Genomic DNA, 18,701 nt, shown 5'->3' on the forward strand with positions numbered 1-18,701 from the left:
TATCTGTATTTTATTAGTAAATTTTTCAAGGGGATTTTACTCTATTTTAAATAGTATTCCGGGCGATTCTTTTGCGGAATGCGCCGTTTTTGCATTATCAGGTAATGAAATAAACCAGGTTAATATAGCGCTGATTAAATACAGGCCCGCTAATATCCAAACTACACCCTCGTTGCCAACAATCCCGATAAAAATCCCAACTATAGCCGGTCCCACAAATACCGCCAAACCGGCACCCAAGTTTAATACGGCCATGGCCGCTCCCTTATCTTTTTTAACCAGTGATGGAACAAGTGCCGACAGCGGCACATAACCCGCCAGCAAAGCTCCCCACAATACACCACTAAGCATTACCAGCCAAAAACTATCCCCAAATAAAACAGGGGAATAATAGAAAAGTAAAGTAGTCACTGCGCACCCAACCCCGCCAAACCACATCACTGTATTTTTCCAGCCCAGGCTATCGCCCACAAAACCGAAAATTAAATTAAAGGCAATATTGGCGGTAAAAATTGTACCCCATATTTGCAGCCACGCGGTAGTTGAAAATCCGTGAGCCGCCATATATGTTGGCAGAAATACCGGGAAAGCAAACTGGGCAGTTGTATTGATGATGCGCACAATGCCTCCGAGCAAAACCTTAGGCTCTTCTTTCATAATGGTGAGTCCTTTTATCAGTTCTTCTGATTTGCTCACCCCACCTGAATTGGCATCGGCTTTAAATTTATCCTTATTTAATACGAGTGCGAAAAATGCACCCAATACAACCCAAAATATAGAACTCCATAATGTATTAAGGTATCCCAGGTGCTGAATTGCCCAGCTTGAATAATAAGCGCCAAAAACATTTAATCCGCCGGTAAAAACAAACCAAAACCACCCAACCGCTGTACCCAGTTTTTGTTGCGGACTCCTGTATGTTATCCAAACTAAAAATGAATAGGCAAAAAGCGGATATCCAAATCCCCTAATAGCATAGGTGATCAGCATAACAGGGAAATGCAGCTCAGGCATACCATACCCCACAAAGCCAACCGTACCTAAAATATATAACAGAATCCCCGTCATCATGGTCTTTTTAGGCCCGTAACTTTCGGCCAAAACACCCGAAAACCAGGATGATATGGCAATGGTTACCCCATAAACTGTAAACAGTGATGCCGATTGTTGTATAGTTAAACCCCTTCCTAAAAGATAWGGACTTAGCCAGCCTTGTTCAACACCATCGCCCATCATAAAAATCAGGATGCCCAGATAACCCCAGGCAAGGTGCCTTGGAATACCTGCTTTATCGAGTACTGAATTGCCTGAATTCGTCATTTATTTTTACTTTAATCATTAATTGGTTAGCGCTTTAAAGAACGGCAATTGGCATTACCATCCTGTTAGGTTTATTTTAATTAAAAAAGCTTAAACCAGCAGATTTAATCTTAAACAAATAAAGCATTTAAAACTAAATAAAACAAAATTTAATTAAAAAAAATGTTTTGAAATATAAAACGAATATAAATTAAAAGCCTTGTTGACAATATTTTTCTTTACTTTTAGATCATATTTTTTAAAATAAAAATGAAAAACATAACTGACAGGCACCAGTTTATACTTGAAAAGGTAAAAAAAGAAGGAAAAGTCAATATTATTGACCTGGTGGAAGAAATGGGTGTGACCGGAGTAACCATTAGAAAGGATTTAAAACTATTAGAAGACAAAAGCCTTTTATTCAGAACACATGGCGGCGCATCCATAAACAATCCCTATGCTGTTGACCGCCCTATTTACGAAAAAGAGTTTATAAACTCTGACGAAAAGAAAAGGATCGCAAAAGCGGCAATTGAGCTCATCGGCCAAACTGACTCCATCATGATAGGTTCGGGCACTACGGTTTTTGAACTGGCACGCATGCTTCATCCAAACAAACATCTTACTGTTATTACCCCCGCGTTAAAAGTGGGATTGGAGCTAAGCAATCGCCCTAATGTAGAAGTATTACAATTGGGCGGCTTGATCAGGCAAAATTCCTCGTCAGTTGCCGGAGCACATGCTATGAGTGTTTTAGATGATATTTCCTGCAGCATACTATTTTTAGGTGTTGATGGCATAGATATAGACTTTGGTATAACCATATCTAATTTATCGGAAGCCACGCTTAATCAAAAAATGATTGAAACCGCGCAAACCATAGTTATTTTAGCCGACAGCACTAAGTTTGACAGACGCGGCCTTGGCCGGATATGCAGCCTGGAACAAGTTCATTATATCATTACTGATAACAAAGTTTCAAAGAACACTGTAAAGGCAATAGAAGAAAAAGATGTTAAGGTTATTATAGTTTAATTAACCTTTTGAGAAAAAGATGGGCTTTACAACCATCTTTTTCTTCACCCTTTTTTCTGAGTTTTATTTGTTAATTACTGATCTACCCCAACTCAACCGGTCCTAAAATACCCATCGAATAAAGCGGCTGTTTTTTGCCCCTGATCCATTTCATAGAGTCCTTATTATCTTTTAATGAATACATATAATTGCCCAGGGTTGTGGTAAGCTTAATAACCAGTGTGTTATTTCCCTGTTTAATAACATCTTTTACCGGGTAAACATGATCGCCATACCAGTGGTTACCCAAATTTTTCCCGTTCAGCGTAACCTCACTAACACCCTCTACTTTTCCTAAATTCAAATAGCTTATCCCGCCCACGTTATTTACCTCGAATGAATTTTCATATACGGCATTGCCTGCAAAAGCAACCAGGTTGATGTCCTCCTTAAAATCAACCAGCCTATCCAGTTTTTGAGTTTGTTTACTGCCGTTAACATGATTAAGTGTTAAACTCCAGGGTGAAGTAACAGTTAGTACAGCTTTTTTTGAAAAGTCAACCGGGCTATATACTTTACCGTGACTGTTATGATCAAAAACTATCAACTTGGTTTCTGCCGGACCAAGTGTAATTTTCAACTGATTTTTCTTCCCTGCTGTGGGGTATAGGTAGCGGTCACCCGTTTCGGCATCCCATAGCCAGGCTGTTTTATTTGGCGCCACATCAAATTCCGCGTTAAATTCAAACCGTTTATTGTTGCTGTAATTGGAGATAAAAAACGCGTCGGCATTATCAAATTTATAATAAACCTGGCTAACGGATGCCTGAGGGTTATCCGTTTTCATATAAGGCTTAATGCCAAATCGTTCCTGTATACTTTTGTACCAGTCAATTATTTTACCGCTGGGTATTGGTGCCGGGTACATAACTACATTTTTACTTTTTATTCCTTTTATAATATCATTCACTTGTTTGTCAAATACTGCATGGTTATTATATCCGGGTGCTTTGTACGGATATTTACCGATGAAAATAATTTGCCCGCCCGCATCCGCAAACCTTTTTATTGCTTGGGCTGTATCCGTATGTATGGTCTCTGCTTCCACAATCAGCAGTACCTTATATTGCCTCGGGCCATAGGCAAGCTTTCCATTCGGGAAGGTGGCTTTTTGTAAAATACTTTCGCTTACGTAATCACAGCCGCTGCCATTTTGATGAATAGCCTCCCATATATTATGTACATACTCCGGCAATGCCCTTTCTGGGAAGGGGTCCCATTGCGCCGCGTATTTGCTCCACAGATCGGGCAGCGGGTGCATAACCGCCACATCAGATACCAGTGTACCGTTCTGGAAAACTGCCGACAATCTTCCTTTATAACCTACCCATTGTTTTAAATAAGGCCACCACGGATTCCGTTCATTAAAGAAAGTACCATATCTGATCCAGCCGGGGAATGGTGCATCAGCCGGACTATAATTAAACCCATGCAATATGGAATGAGTTACACCCGACAAATTGCTTTGATCACCGGTTTGTTTTATCTTTTCAAGTGTGGCATTAAAAACCACCTCGGTATTCGTGATCTCCTCACAGCTGATAATCTTTTTACCGGCCAGTCTTGCTCCCGACGAAACGAATTTATTTACCTCCGAATAAGCCCTGCCTTGTTTGTAATCAAAATCCTTTAACTCCTGTCCTATGTGCGTGCGGAGCCAGGTTTCACATTCAGGAATATCAATTTGCATACTGGAATCAGAAGGATGATATTCCCGGCCATACGCCTGTACCCTTGATTTAACGCCATTTGTTTTACACCAATTTAAAAACGTATCCAAAAACCGCTCTTGAAACAACTCCATCTTGGTTATTTCAAAATCATACCTCACCCGGTCTAAAGTATCCCTTAGTTGATCGCCGGGGACAGCACCATATTTTTCATCAAGCGCCCTTCCTAACCGCCCGGTTTTAAACAGTATAAAAGGTAGATAGGCATTAAGCGGGTATTTTCTACGTTTTTCAAACTGCTCCAGCATATCATCGCACCAGTTGGCCCCTTCCAGTTCCAAACTGTCTGTAAATACCGATCTGAATTTATTACCCATTAGCCCTATTTTGGGCGCAATGGCATCAGACATTTTGTTGAGGTATTTTTGTACCGCATCCTTATTATAATGATTTAAAACCGGTCCGCTGGCACCGGGAGCACCAAACATTACGGCCATAAATCCTGTAATTTTCACCAGGAAATACAACACATGATTACCTTCCGGTACATTAACCGTTATCATTTCCTGACCGATCTGCGTATCGAGGTTAATCACCTTATCTATACTTTCCAAATTAGCTGGCGCTAACCTGAGTACACTTAATTCTTTAAAGTTTTTGGTACTTTTTGACGAGATCGGCGGATCAACTATTTTCAATAATTCTTCACGCGATATTTGAAGCGTTTGCGGTCCGCTAATATCTTTGGTGCTCAGGGCCATGATCTGTGTTTGTTCGTCTTTTGTTAAAAACTCCCCGCCAAATGGCCAACCCGATCCTACAATAATATCACAGATCATTCCACGTTCTTTAGCCGCTTTCAGTGTAAAATCAAGCATATCCAACCAGCCATCGCTTAGCCATTCATATTCTTTGTAATTTAACGGGTCGGCAGTTTCCGGGAACCGGATGGAATTGATCTCCACACCACCAATACCCAAACCTTTCAGCATATCCAGCTCGCGTAAAAGCTCTTCCTTCACAATCCTGTTGCCATTCCACCACCACCGTACAAATGGTTTTGATGTATTTATGGGGTCTTTAAAAGCCGTGTACAGATCATCAGCCGGCAAAGCTTTATCGCCATTAAAATTATACCATGCCGCGTTTTTGGTGATACGCGTTAATGGCAGCCCGGCAATGGTTACCGAACCCAACTGTATAAATTTCCTTCTGTTTAAGCTCATAATTTAGGTTTTGACAACATTTATGATAGCCACGTTCAGGCTAATTTTCAATCTGTACCGTTACCGGCCCCAGCAAACCTGAGGGTAATAGCGGCGCATCCTTTTTAAATTCAATATTGGTATTGGTTAATCGCTTTTCGGCAGGCAATGCCGCATCACCAATCAGCCTGTTTGGCCATAGGTTGATCACCTCTATTTTTAGCACGTTTTCACCTGCTTTTAATGCTGATGAAACATCTATTCGCCATGGGGCAGTCCACACAATTCCGAGGGGTTTACCATTAATACTTACATCAGCAATGTTTTTTACAGTACCCAGGTCAATGTAAACCGGTTTATGATCAGTATATGCTCCCAGGTCAAATGATTTGGTGTAGACCGCCTTTCCCGAATAATATTTAATGCCTTCATCGGGGTGCTGGCTCCAATCCTGCAAACTGGCAAATTCCACCGCCTTTGGGCCTCCCCATTTGGTATCAAACGCCACATTCCAGGCTCCGGTCAGTTCTTTTACCGGCTTTAGTTCCGGAAAATTATTCGCACTTTTTATTATTGACGCCGATGAATTTACGGGGAATACAATAAACCAGGATTGAAACGCATCAAACTTTAACGGAATCTCAGTCCGGCCATTTACCTGCCTAAAGCCAACTTTGTTGTTGATTTTGCCGGTAACAGCATCCCAGATCTCAGGCGTACGATTTTTAACCCTGAATGTGCAGGTTGATTGCAGCGGTTTGCTATGCCTGTTGGTTATAAAATAGATCTCGGCCACGGGTGTTGTACGATGGATAAAATCTACCCAATCACCATCTCCCCCGGTATATTCAAAATCAGGAAGGATATGATCCTGAAATAAAACCTGCCTGATGGTATCACCAAAAACTACCCGGCCACTGCCATAATGGTTTAGTTTGATATTTTGTCCATCAATATTACCCCACAGTTGCTTGGTCAAAGAATTTATATCCTCATCACACTGCGGGTAATTTTTAAGCCCGGAATCCTGCAAAGGTTTTTGCCCGATAACTGTAGCACCAGCTTTTACCAAACTGCCGATCTTATTTAATACAGCCAATGGCATCCTGTTGTTATCTGGTAACGCCAGCACGTTATAGCTCATGCCGTCGGGCAAAATAAGTCTGCCGTTTTTAACAGACAGGCGGGTTAATAAAACCTCTTCATTGCATACGTCATAATCATACCCTTTGCCAAGAGACGGATCTATATGTTTTTGTGCCACCAAATTAGGCGCTGTATCTCCATTATAAAATAAAACATCGGCCACAAACTTACCAGACCTAAGCAGGTACTGGCAGCGGGCTACATAATCAAAAAAAGCACCTGATTTTTCCCACCAGGTTACGTTAGGGTTAAAATGTGTACCGGCGCCATATTCATAGCCAGGCTTACCATCTTGTGGTCGGGTAGCAGTTGAGGTGTGAATAGCTATGCGGTTCACACCTTCGCAATAGGCTCTGTCCAAAGCTTGCTTAAGAGAGCCGGGATAGTCGAGCCAGTGTCGCATAGTGGTAAATGCTTCTGCAGATACCGTTTCACGGCCATAAATATGTGCTGCTGACGCAGCCATTTTAGTAACTTTGTTTTGACCTTTATCCAGCCGCGATACACCATAAGACTTATCGTCGGTCAGGGTGCTTTCATCTTCGTGATTTGGCCCCAGCCAAAACTCCCCCATCGGGAAGTCACTGCGACCCAGGTTCTTTAATCCATCTAAACAAATAGTACCCGAACGGCTGGGCCCTGCCGCCTCATTTTGTACCAATATGCCAGCGTCATGACATAAATCGGCAAAACGTTTATAATGTTCGTCGGCCATGCAATCACCTAATGTTTTACGATAATCATTTAAAAAGCGGTCAGACACTTCTGCACTGCCAATGATATAACCTGATAGAACAGGCAGATAAGGTTTGGCATTATAGCCCCGGTATTTTTCAAATTGCGTAAGTATGTTTGCGGTCCAGTTTGGAAATCCATCCTCAAAGCTGTCGTCGCAAAAATATTTTGGTTTATTGCCAACTTTCGCGGCCTCATCCAGTAATATCCTGCCGATGTTTTCAAACTGTAGCTCCACTCCTTTACGGTTAAACCAATCAATAGACAGGCCATCCGCTTCCGGCTGGGCTATCATTAACCTGGAACCTGTCATCCGGTGGCCGGTACGGATTATTTTCCACTTGCCTTGTGGCACGTCCCAATCAAGATGACCATCTTGATTAACCTTGCCGGTCAAGTCAATAACCTCAACAAACGGAACCGGCTGATCTGCCGGGTTATTATGCCATTCCGTTAAAACCGGGCCCATAACAGCCGTTGCCAGGATGAAATTACTGGCATCTTTATGATTGGTTTTAGCAGCCAGCACTTTAGCACGTTCGTCACTGATGCGATTGCTCCCTGAACCATTATCAGGTATAGCCACAATGGCTGTATCCTCGTAATCCAGTTGTTCAAGCGGCAGATCAATATATTCTTTAAAGCCGGGCGGATTAAACACATTATCATATCCTACCCTGTTACCCGGCAGCGGTAATTTATCTGAGAATTTTAGCGGACCGGTAACTGATAGTTCCGATTGCAGGTACCAGCGCCCTGAATTTTCGGGCTTTATCCATGGGCCGCCCATACACCAGCCCGAAGAGAGATTGACACCGACTGCAATGTTCAGTCGTTTTGCTTCTTTCATGGCATGGCGGTAAAGCGCTTTCCACTCTTCTGATAAAAACTTTACTCCTTGCGGGAACGGCACGCCGCCCAGCCCCCCGGCCGAGTTTACCAGCAAAACCTCGCCCATGCCTTTGGCTCTAAATTCTTCCAGATCGCGGGTTATACCTTCCTGGTCAACAAGACCATTGAACCACCACCAGTAGCACGATGACTTTGTAGCATCAGGCGGATGGAGAAAATTTCTTCGTAACTCATTTATATCAATAGCATGAACACCATTAACAACAGCTGCCATGGTATTGGAATTAAAAAGCGCGGCGCCTGCTGCCGCGATAGAGCTAACTTCTAAAAATTTCCTTCTGTTGATGTTCATAAGCTATATTGATAAAACCGGACAACTAAATTCTGCCCGGTTTTATGGTGTTATTATTTTAAATCTCCCATCACGGGAAAAAGAATTTACGGATACAATATGGCAGATTCAGCAGTTTATCGCCGCTACCCCCATAAATAGTGGTTGTAACCGCTCCGTTATTATACATGTACAATGTTTGGTTTGACGGGCGATAAATAGCAGGATGTGTTTTTCCATCACCAAAATAATCGCCTGGTGCAGGGATATCTCCGGCAACCGGTGTTAATACAGTTACATTGTTAACGCCTGTGTTGGCGCCATCCAGGTGCCAGATGCCTGTTGCAGGATCAAAAATGGCCACATCTGTTTTGCCATCGCCGTTATAATCTCCCGGTACGGGTATATATCCTGCATCGCCATAATGTTTATTGGTGATCTGCCCCCTTACATTCCACATTCCTGTGGATATTTTATAATAAGCAGCATCTACCTTACCATCGCCATCATAATCGCCGGGTACGGGTATAACCCCGGCTTCGCCATAATCATACCCAGTTTGGTCTTTGATATACCAGTGGTAAGGACTTGATGGCCTGAACATGGCAACATCCGCTTTTCCGTCACCATTGTAATCCGCAGGTATAGGTATATCACCAGTTTGCCCGTAGACGGCTGTCATCTCGGTGGACAGTTTAATATACCAGGTAAAATTAGATGGCCGCCATACAGCCAGGTCAGTTTTACCATCACCATCGTAATCCATAGAAAGAGGCAGATCTCCCTGTGTAGCGCTTCCATAAGTTACGTTTGACATCCCCTGAACCTTCCATACACCCAAATTAAAGAAGGATAGCTCTGATAAACCATCCCTGTCAAAATCACAGGTGCGGGTGGCCGTTTGCTCATGGAATAACGGCCTTGTAAACTGGCTGTCACTATCGGTTTCAAACTGTGAAATATAGGGTGAAAAAGTTTTTACACTGATGAGGTCTTTGGCGGTAGAAAACTTCATTAAACGCATATAACCATTACCTCCAAGCGTTCTGAACTGGTAATCTGAAACGAATGTTTTTATGGTTTTTCCACCGTAAGTATCCTGCCTGTAGCCTTCGCCATTTACGTGTCCGCCTAAAAACATAAATACATTACCACAGGCTTTTAGCTTATTATAAATTTCCTGGGTTTGGGCAGAGTATGTTGATGGAGTTGCGGGGCTGCCTGCATAGTGCGTAACAACAATGGCTTTTCTATCAGCGTAGGCTCCTGTTAAAAGACCTTTCGCCCAGTTGTTCATATTGTCTCTTTCGGTTACAGACGCTGCGTCTGTGCGGTCATCATATTCAATATAGATGGCAATAAAATCATAGCCGCCGGCACTGAACAGATCATAATGACTATCATTATTGCTGCCATAATGCCCGCCGTAAAAAGGCATCCCACTAAACCGCGGAGTAGCAAAGCCAAAATATTGATTATAGTACACCGTGGTGCTGAAACAGCTTCCGCGGTCATTAGTGTTAGTTCCGCCGCCAACCGGGTCATGGTTACCCTGATCATGGTTGCCTACCGCCATGCCGTACGGGATACCCGCGGCATCAAGCTTAGCCATCGCCGTGTCGGCCCGCCGCCACTGTACCGGGCTGCGGGTTGGATCTTCGCCATTTTCAGAGATATCGCCCAGGTGAACAACGTAAACAATATTTGAATCGATCCGGTGGTTTACAATCCAGTTGGTTTGGGCATAAAACATGCCGATAACGGAATTATACGTAGTGCTTTGCCCTGTATAGGTTTGCGTATCAGGAATAACCGCGATCATAAAATCGGGGCCTGATACTGCATTGGTGGCTAATTTTGAGGAAGAAGAACTATTGCTTTCATTTGTACTTTGCTGCCCAAGCGATGGTTTTTTACAACCCGAAAAAACAATATATGGGATTAAAATTAGCGCTAAAACTCTTTGTATGGAGGTATGCCCCCCGGCACAAACCCTGTTATTCTTTTTTTTAGTAACAGCTTTGGAATGTTTCAGCTTTAAGATCGTTTTCATGATAATGGTTTAATTGGTTTAGGGGTTTTATTGAACTGCTACATGAATATTTATTTTATTTTATTTTTGCAAAACCCAGCAAACAGGTTATGCCTGCAGGTGTTTGCATTTCCGTCTCCTTATTTAAATAAAGACACCGCCCATAGAAGAAGAGGTGTCTTTATTCTGATATTATTTAATGGTTAAAACCGCCACAGCAAATGGTTTAAGTGTTATGGTGTTATTCTCCAGCTGTGATTCCGCAACGGGATTTTCACCTGTAGTAACATCTACATAATTAACCCGGGCATTTTTAGCGTCAGCCGGCAAATCAAGCTGTACCTCTTTGTCGCGCCTGTTAATAAGCAGCAACTTTTTACCTTTACTGGTTATAAATGCCTGTCCGGTAACATCGGGACTGGGAATGGCGGTGGTTTGCAGTTTATCACCCGGACCAAAGTTGTCTTTCAGTAATTTCAATACCCAGTAGCGGGCATTAGGTTTGCTGTTCTTCCAGTTCATCATACTTACATCCGGAAACTGGGTTGGATAGCCCACCAGTTGTGATTCACCGGCAACATCAATACCTATTTTGGTTAGTTCAAGGTAAATGTAGGCATACATGGCGCCCGATAAATTCCAGTAAGCATCAGGAATATTGCCTTTATAATCGCGGTCATGTAATATGGTACCAATTTCATTGATCTGGGTAAATACATGTGGGGCAAGCCGTTTGCGTATATTTTCGATATACCTTACCCGGTCAAGAAAGCCATTAGCCTGATCAAAAAATGAATACTGGTAGCTATCTATCGTTTGATCATCAGAGGCAGGGCGTCCGTAAAAATGATAGGAAATTCCTTCTAAAGGCACTCCTGGTTTATGGCTTGCAGGGTTTAAGAAATATTCGAACCATTCAGGATTAGTTTCATAAGCTACTGATATGCCCACAAACTTGGTTTTGGGCGATACCTTTTTTAACGCGGGAACAACAGCATCATATATTTTTGTATACAATTGCGGCGACATCCTGTGTTCCAGATCAGGTTCATTAAGCACCTCCCAATAAGGTATATTGTAATAATGACCAGACTTGTGGAACTTACCCAATTCATCAGTAAACCCGCCTTTGGTGTACCAGCTTAAAAGCCTTACAAAATAACCGGTCACCTCCTTCATGGTAGGATCACGAAGTTCCTTCCCCTGATTGTATACCCAGTTTACTTCGTCGGGATTGGCATCAATCGCTACCAGTTTGTCAATTTTAAACATCCATACCGGTATGGTACTAAAATTTATCACTACGGAATGCCCTTTTGTTGCTTCCATCAAATCCTGCATTGCAGGATCGGCATAGGTAAAATCCCAAAATGTTTGATCCTTAGTGGGAGCGCTCAGCTCAACAACAGCAGCTTTGGGGTAAGGAAACCACGGTACATACCGTACATATTCGGCCCCTAAATTTTTTAACGCTTCAAAAGTACCTTTATGGATAGGCGAATTTTCACGCAGCATCGGGTTATACACTACCTGTAAGGTTGGCGTTGTTTTTGAAACCGAAACTGTTTTGTCCCAGTTTATGGCCACCGCTTTTTTTTGCGCGTACAGCTTTGGTGCCGATAAACATATTACAGCGCTCATGATCGTGAGGCCGATGCTAAAATGGGTTCTATTTGCCATATCTGTTATTTTACTTAATTATAAAAACGATTAAAAATTTAGGAGCTGAATAAAATCAATGACTAAAAATAACCAGGGTTTTGCGTTAGCTGTGGGTTTAATTCTCTTTCGGACTGCGGTATAGGGAACAGCAACCTGTTATTATTAATACCAAACGCATTTCCAGGTAAGAATTTATATATTGTTTTTGCTTTAGTGCCATAAGCAGTCATTACCGGGATCACGGTACCTGTGCGTACCAGGTCATGCCAGCGTTGATTTTCAAACGCAAGCTCCACCCTTCTTTCATGCAAAATAACGGCGCGAAGTTGTGCCTGGTCTGTTTCTGTGCTTGCAGGCAATCCGGCACGGGTGCGCACTGTATTTAAATTAGTTAAAGCCGGTCCTGATTTTCCTTGCTCATTCTGAGCTTCGGCTAATAACAAAAGTGCTCCTGAATAACGGTATATAGGCCAGTTATCATTTGTATTGTTAGCTGTTACGTGCGAATGGAGGTATTTTTTAATATATGGCACACCCACTTTACCATCGGCCGGGGTATAATTTACAATACTTTTATTGGCCGTAATCACAAACAGATCGCTCGTATTATAAGTACCCTCAGCTATCCCGATAGAGGCATCCAGGCGCTTGTCACCTGGCTCATAAGCGTCTATCAGATCCTGTGTAGGTGTGTTCCAACCACCTGTACCTGAATTATCCGTAGCAACCACTGTTGTGCCAAATGTGGTAATTATACCGGTATTTTTAGTTCTTGGTAAAAACTGGTAAATAAAGTTACTTGGCTGGGTTCCCTTATCTGTCCCCTGTAAAAACTGTATTTCAAAAATCGATTCTTTACTGTTTTTATTGGTTGTTGAAAAGGCGTCGGCATAATCGGCATTTAATCCGTAATTCATCGCTGGTAATGTGTTGAGCAATGTTTCGGCTTCAGCATATTTCTTTTGGGTCATATACACATCGGCCAACAACATAGTTGCCGCCCCTTTAGTTGCCTGGCCAGGTTGAGGAAATTTTGCCGGCGGAGCCAGTTCTTTTATAGCGTCATTCGCATCTGCGATGATTTGGGCATAAACCTGGTCGACGGTCGAGCGCGGCAGAAAAGCTTCCTCGGCGCTGGTCACTTCTTTTAAATATAAAGGAACAGCGCCAAAAAGCCTTACGAGCTTAAAATAGTTCCAGGCTCTTAAAAACTTTGCCTGTCCGTCAATATCATTTTTTATACTGGCATCCAGGCTTACAGGCGCTAACCGCCCAATAACGATATTGGACCTGGAGATACCATTATAGCAATGGAAGTACACCGCGTTGGTATAAGCGTTAGTTGGATCGTCAACCCAATCAGATATGTTCTCTCTTTGAACATAGGCGGTGCCACGATTACTTGGATAAGGTTGGTAATGGGTATTATCAGACCTCATTTCAGAAGTAAAGTAATCATTAACTGATAAATCCTGCAACGGAGCATAAGCAGCCGCTATAGCCTGCCTGAAATCAGACTCTGTTTTATAAAAAGTACCGGGTGAAACTGAGTCATTGGGAGCCAGGTCAATAAAACTCTTTTTACAGGATACTGCTGTAAATGCAAGTATGGTAATTAAGATATATATCTTTTTCATGTCTTGTTAAATATTGAAATGATCTTATTTAAATGTAGTTTGGATACCAAATGAGAATGTTCTTGGTACAGGATAAGCGTTTTCATCCACACCAATACCCTGAGTGGCATCCAGGCCCGAAAAGCCGATCTCGGGGTTCATGCCAGTATAGCTTGTTATAATAAAAGCTTGCTGAACGGATCCATATACCCGTAAATTTTTCAGCATGCCGCCATTCTTTAATTTGAAATTATATCCCAACGAAATATTTTTTGCTGTAAGATAAGATCCGCTTTCGAGCCATTGTGAATTTACCTGGCGGCCCATAGCGGTTGTACCGGTTTTAGTTCTTGGGTAAATACCAGAACCAGGATCTTCGGGTGATCTCCAGTGATCAAGCGCAGCGGCAAGCAGCATTCTTGAACCATCCATATTGGTTTGATAGGCCCATTTGGCAGCATTTAAAATTTGTCCGCCAACAGCGCCGGCCATTGAAATGTTCAGGTCGAAGTTTTTATAAGCAAAGGTGTTTGTGATACCGAAATTAAAATCGGGAGTTGGATCGCCAATAAATGTACGGTCGTTTACATCATCAATCACTCCGTCATTATTAATATCTTTCACCTTAATTGTACCAACATCAGAAGAAGTGCCGTACTTGGCCGAATTGGCCAGGTCTGTCGCGTCTTTATATAATCCTTCATAAACAAAGCCATAAAACTCTCCTAAATGGTGTCCAACCTGGTTGCGGTAATAATCAGAAGAAACGGTATTGTTCCTGCGGATAAATCCGGGATCAACCAGCGATTTGATAATGTTTCTTTCAAATGAAATATTAAAGCTGCTATTCCATTTTAGTTTACCGGTTAAGTTTACGGTATTTACACCTATTTCATGTCCCCAGAAAGCAAACTGCCCGATGTTAAAATTGATGGTCGAAAAACCAGATGCTCTTGGAATAGGCCTTGACTGGATCAAACCGTCTGACAGTTTATGATAATAATCATAGGTAATACTAATACGGCTTTTCAGGATAGATAGGTCTAAACCAACATCAAACTGCTTGTTACGCTCCCAGGCCAGTTCAGGGTTTCCTAATGAACCAATGGTTTGTCCCGGAACAGAAACTCCGTTTAGCACATAGTTGTATTTCCCTAAAGCCGACATAGCGGTATAATTACCAATAGTGTTGTTACCTGTTATACCATAGCTTGACCGTATTTTAAGGAAATCGATCATTTTTATGTTTTCCATGAATGTTTCATCACTAACTATCCATCCTGCGGATACAGATGGAAAATATCCGTACTTGCGGTCGGTTCCAAACCTTGATGACCCGTCACGGCGTACAGCACCCTGTAACAGGTACTTGCCTTTATAGTTATAATTTAAACGACCAATGGCTGATAACAAAGAGTACTCTGTAGTGTTACTTGCGCCCGCGGTTATAGATGTAGCAGCACTTAAGTAAGGTATATCGTCATTTGGAAATCCTGTACCTGACACTGAATTACTTACCTGGCTAAATTTTTGCGCCGAATAACCTACTATAGCCTCGATATTATGGTCATTAGCAATTGTTTTATTGTATTGAATGTTTGTTTCCGCTGTCCAGGAGTAATTATCAACCGAACTGCTTAAACCTGTAGCTATAGAGTTGGCTGTGATGCTGGCGGGAGTAAATTGATTACGTGTTTCAGCGCCCTTGTCTGCACCTGCGTTTACCTTTAAGCTCAGCCCTGGTAAAAATTCGTAATTCAAATAAGCATTACCCAATATGCGTGTAGTAATGTAATCGTCTTTATTCAACATAAACTGGGCGAGCGGGTTGATGTAGGAAACCATACCCGGAGAGTTCACATTTTTTGTGTAAGTGCCATCAGGATTATATGGGGATATCAATGGGCTTGATTCAAAAACCCTTTCGAACAAACCACCAACGCCATCTGTACTTAACCTGTTATTATGATCTAAACGATAACTCGGCGCAAGGTTAAATCCTATCTTTAATTTATTATTGCTTAAAGTTAAGTCCTGATTTATACGCAGGGAAAAAAGCCTGGTGCCGGTATTTACAATAACACCCTCTTGCGACTGATAGCCGGCCATTACTGTTGATGTAGATTTTTCACGCGCAGTTTGCACAGTCAGATCATAGCTCTGTATTGGAGCTGTACGGGTAAGCAGTTTAAACCAGTCGGTACCTTCACCATATTGGCTCGGATCTGCATAAGCAGGATCAAGTTTAGGATTTGTACCCGGCTCATATTTTACCTGATCCTGGTACCTTTCATTCATAAAGGTGGCAAATTGATTTGCGTTCATCATGTCGGGCACCCTGTTCATGGGGATCTTTTGCACACCATAATTACTGCTGAACTGTATTTTTGAATCACCTGGCTTAGCATGCTTAGTGGTGATCAGGATAACACCGTTTGCCGCACGTGAACCATATAAAGCGGTAGAAGATGCGTCTTTTAGTACGGTAAATGTTTCAATCTCATCGGGGTTAATATTATTGATACTACCAGTAATAGGCAAACCATCAATAACAAACAGGGGCTGATAATCTAAAGTAAGTGACGCCGCCCCACGAATACGGAACGCCATACCACGGCCAGGCTGACCACTGGTTTGCGAAATATCAACACCGGCAACTTTGCCCTGCAATTGCTGCGCAAATTGCCCCACAGGCATATCCTGCAATGGCGCCGCGCTGATTTGCGCGATAGAGCCGGTAACCTCCCTGCTGCGTTGTTTACCGTAACTCACGGTAACTTCATCAAGGCCTTTAGCAGCCATTTTCAATTTGATATTAATTACTTCCCGGTTACCAATTGTGGCTTCCTCTGTTTCAAAGCCAAGTAATCTGAATACCAAAACCGAAGACGGAGCAGCATTAATAACATACTCACCGTTGGCATTGGTTGAAACACCATTTTGTGTACCCTTAACTAATACTGTTACACCGGGAAGCGGCTCGTCCCGGTCGTCAATTACCTTTCCCTTGATTTTACCCGCCTGCTGGCCGAATGCCAGGGTGCTAAAAAGCAAGGCAAACAGGAATAAATAAAAATGCTTTTTTCTGAAAATAGCATAGTAGAGATTTTTTTGCATAATGGTTTAGTTTTTTTTAATAAATGAATTCTTAGCCCACTAAATGGGATGGGAACTGATTAACAGGAAATAAATTATTAATGGTTAATTGGTTAGCTTTTACTAAATTCTATTCAAATAAATAAAAATAAAAGAAATAAAACAAAATAAAATAAATAAAAACCTCAAAAAACTACTTTTTTAATAAATTTAAATACTTTTAATCGAATAGTTAAATCATTTGCAATATTAAAGCTACTATGTTAAGATAAACTTACCACAATGTTATTATAAAAAGAAAGAGTTTGAAACAATTTGCAATAATATTAAACAGACAAAGTTGATTGTTGGCAATAAAATCAACATCTAACACACCTGAATTACATCCATATTGAGTAATTGACCCAGCTTTATGATCCTGGAACTGATATGGCCTACACCTACCGCGCAGTGATGCGCCGGGCCATAGCTATTCCAATTGTTCACAAACTTCCTGGCTCCTATATTGAATTTATACCTGCTGTTTGTATTACCTATCTCCAATATCGGTCCCGGCACCGACTCCCCTTCGGCTACCAGCAGCATGAGTTTACCACCCTGCTGCTCTACTACCGAAAGCAGGGTAACCGGCCCATTTTTTACCGACATCTCAACCGACAAGCCCCGGCCTACCTTGCCATGATATACTTTTAACGGTCGCACCTTGGTCTTGCCCTGGGCTATCTGGATGTGTCCGGGACCGTCATGCCCCATCAATACCACATCATCCTTAAAATCCATGGCATAGTATTCGGTAAAGGAACCACCAGCTCCAAAACTGTCCATAATCTTCATGGCCTGCGCGTTCTTAATCTCGTACTCCCCGGCTACCGGGATATTCCTGGCTGTAAGTAAAGAGTTACCCAGAATGATCGAACTGATCGTATCTTCATTGTCAACATTACCAGTACCTTTATAATAATAAGCCATTGAGCCCAGCTGATATTTATCTACCATTATATCCAGCGCTACCGAGGTTTTGGCCGCCCGTTCCAGTTCTTCAATTGAGCAGTCTTCCTGTATATCAAATTGTTCATAAAATAACTGCACCCTTTCTTGTATTTGCTCATCTGTAACTACCTTCCTCAGCCCGGCCAGTTCATCCACTTCTAATAATTCTATATGACCGCCAAAGCTGGCGTATTGCTGGGTAAGATCACTATAGATGTCCAGCATGCCGCTGTAATAATGCCCCATACAACCCAACCGGTTATAAGCCATGATATTTGCAACCCTGGCTGCCTCTACCCATTCAGCCACCTCATCCCAGCATTCCGGGTCATCATGCAGCATACCTGTGATCTGGTGAAATTTAATACCCGTTCGTTTAAACACATTGGCTATTTCTGGTACCGGACAGGCAGAACAGTAGGCCAACCATTCACCGGTCATTTTGGTACAATCTTCCATCTGGTTAAAGGCCGCATAATCTATTGCCGCCTCCGGTGCCAGGTTCAGGATAATCACCGGCACTTTAGCTCTTTGAACCACCGGCAAAACCGTCGACGACAGCGCATAGGTGGTCACATACAAAAAGATCAGATCCACGTCTTCCCTCCTGAACTGACTGCCCACCTCAAAGGCTTTCTCCGCTGTATCTATCAGGCCTAGATTCACTATCCCCGGGTGAACCGCCTTTAGCTTTTCTTCTACTATTTTAAGATACCCCTTTAGTCTTTCTTCCAGTCCCGAAAACTGCCCCCAATAGGCATCCAGCCCTATACCGAATAAGCCGACCCTTAACGTGTTTGATCGCATAATTATTAAGATTGTATTAAAAAAATTAAGGCCAAAGCCCTGTAAAAATCTATAATTGGTTATTTTAAAGCTACCTGTGGCGCACTATCACAAATCATTTGATCCTTGTGGAATATAGAAAACGATCTGTAATATTTTAATACAATATTAATTATTTAAAACACATAATTAAATAAAATAAAACAT

General features: G+C 42.2%; 9 protein-coding genes. 1 reads left to right on the plus strand and 8 read right to left on the minus strand.

Annotated features, from left to right (window positions below):
* Positions 1 to 36: 36 nt before the first annotated feature.
* On the minus strand, positions 37 to 1,320 hold the full coding sequence (locus AC1DRQ_RS15745) for an MFS transporter (protein WP_477425617.1): 1,284 nt from the start codon (positions 1,318 to 1,320) through the stop codon (positions 37 to 39).
* A gap of 249 nt (positions 1,321 to 1,569) precedes the next feature.
* On the opposite strand from AC1DRQ_RS15745, the gene AC1DRQ_RS15750 reads away from it, so the two are divergent.
* The gene (locus tag AC1DRQ_RS15750; RefSeq protein ID WP_477425618.1) at positions 1,570 to 2,334 is read left to right on the plus strand and encodes a DeoR/GlpR family DNA-binding transcription regulator; all 765 of its coding nucleotides are present in this window, start codon (positions 1,570 to 1,572) and stop codon (positions 2,332 to 2,334) included.
* Between the two features lie 82 nt (positions 2,335 to 2,416).
* Here the strand turns inward: AC1DRQ_RS15750 and AC1DRQ_RS15755 are convergent, their stop codons facing one another.
* The 7 genes from AC1DRQ_RS15755 to AC1DRQ_RS15785 form a co-directional block, all read right to left on the minus strand.
* Positions 2,417 to 5,269 (minus strand): glycosyl hydrolase, encoded by a 2,853-nt coding sequence (locus AC1DRQ_RS15755; protein ID WP_477425619.1) that lies wholly within the window; start codon positions 5,267 to 5,269, stop codon positions 2,417 to 2,419.
* Between the two features lie 40 nt (positions 5,270 to 5,309).
* Positions 5,310 to 8,333 (minus strand): glycosyl hydrolase, encoded by a 3,024-nt coding sequence (locus AC1DRQ_RS15760; RefSeq protein ID WP_477425620.1) that lies wholly within the window; start codon positions 8,331 to 8,333, stop codon positions 5,310 to 5,312.
* Positions 8,334 to 8,403: 70 nt separating this feature from the next.
* Positions 8,404 to 10,365, minus strand: a complete 1,962-nt coding sequence (locus AC1DRQ_RS15765) for an FG-GAP-like repeat-containing protein (protein ID WP_477425621.1) — start codon at positions 10,363 to 10,365, stop codon at positions 8,404 to 8,406.
* Positions 10,366 to 10,536: 171 nt separating this feature from the next.
* A complete protein-coding gene (locus tag AC1DRQ_RS15770; protein WP_477425622.1) occupies positions 10,537 to 12,024 on the minus strand; it encodes a glycoside hydrolase family protein in 1,488 nt (495 codons plus the stop codon).
* A gap of 62 nt (positions 12,025 to 12,086) precedes the next feature.
* Positions 12,087 to 13,643, minus strand: coding sequence for a RagB/SusD family nutrient uptake outer membrane protein (locus tag AC1DRQ_RS15775; protein WP_477425623.1), 1,557 nt, complete (start codon positions 13,641 to 13,643; stop codon positions 12,087 to 12,089).
* 24 nt (positions 13,644 to 13,667) lie between these two features.
* Complete coding sequence (locus tag AC1DRQ_RS15780) at positions 13,668 to 16,739, minus strand: SusC/RagA family TonB-linked outer membrane protein (protein WP_477425624.1); 3,072 nt, start codon at positions 16,737 to 16,739, stop codon at positions 13,668 to 13,670.
* 345 nt (positions 16,740 to 17,084) lie between these two features.
* Positions 17,085 to 18,515 carry an arabinose isomerase gene (locus AC1DRQ_RS15785; RefSeq protein ID WP_477425625.1) on the minus strand — a complete coding sequence of 477 codons (1,431 nt, stop codon included), beginning with the start codon at positions 18,513 to 18,515 and terminating at the stop codon, positions 17,085 to 17,087.
* Positions 18,516 to 18,701: the final 186 nt, after the last annotated feature.

Source organism: Mucilaginibacter sp. P4_E8, from assembly GCF_056401495.1.

Coding starts and splice junctions, on each gene's coding strand:
- AC1DRQ_RS15750 (WP_477425618.1), top strand. CDS start 1,570: ATGAAAAACATAACTGACAGGCACCAGTTTATACTTGAAAAGGTAAAA.
- AC1DRQ_RS15755 (WP_477425619.1), bottom strand. CDS start 5,269: ATGAGCTTAAACAGAAGGAAATTTATACAGTTGGGTTCGGTAACCATT.
- AC1DRQ_RS15760 (WP_477425620.1), bottom strand. CDS start 8,333: ATGAACATCAACAGAAGGAAATTTTTAGAAGTTAGCTCTATCGCGGCA.
- AC1DRQ_RS15765 (WP_477425621.1), bottom strand. CDS start 10,365: ATGAAAACGATCTTAAAGCTGAAACATTCCAAAGCTGTTACTAAAAAA.
- AC1DRQ_RS15770 (WP_477425622.1), bottom strand. CDS start 12,024: ATGGCAAATAGAACCCATTTTAGCATCGGCCTCACGATCATGAGCGCT.
- AC1DRQ_RS15775 (WP_477425623.1), bottom strand. CDS start 13,643: ATGAAAAAGATATATATCTTAATTACCATACTTGCATTTACAGCAGTA.
- AC1DRQ_RS15780 (WP_477425624.1), bottom strand. CDS start 16,739: ATGCAAAAAAATCTCTACTATGCTATTTTCAGAAAAAAGCATTTTTAT.
- AC1DRQ_RS15785 (WP_477425625.1), bottom strand. CDS start 18,515: ATGCGATCAAACACGTTAAGGGTCGGCTTATTCGGTATAGGGCTGGAT.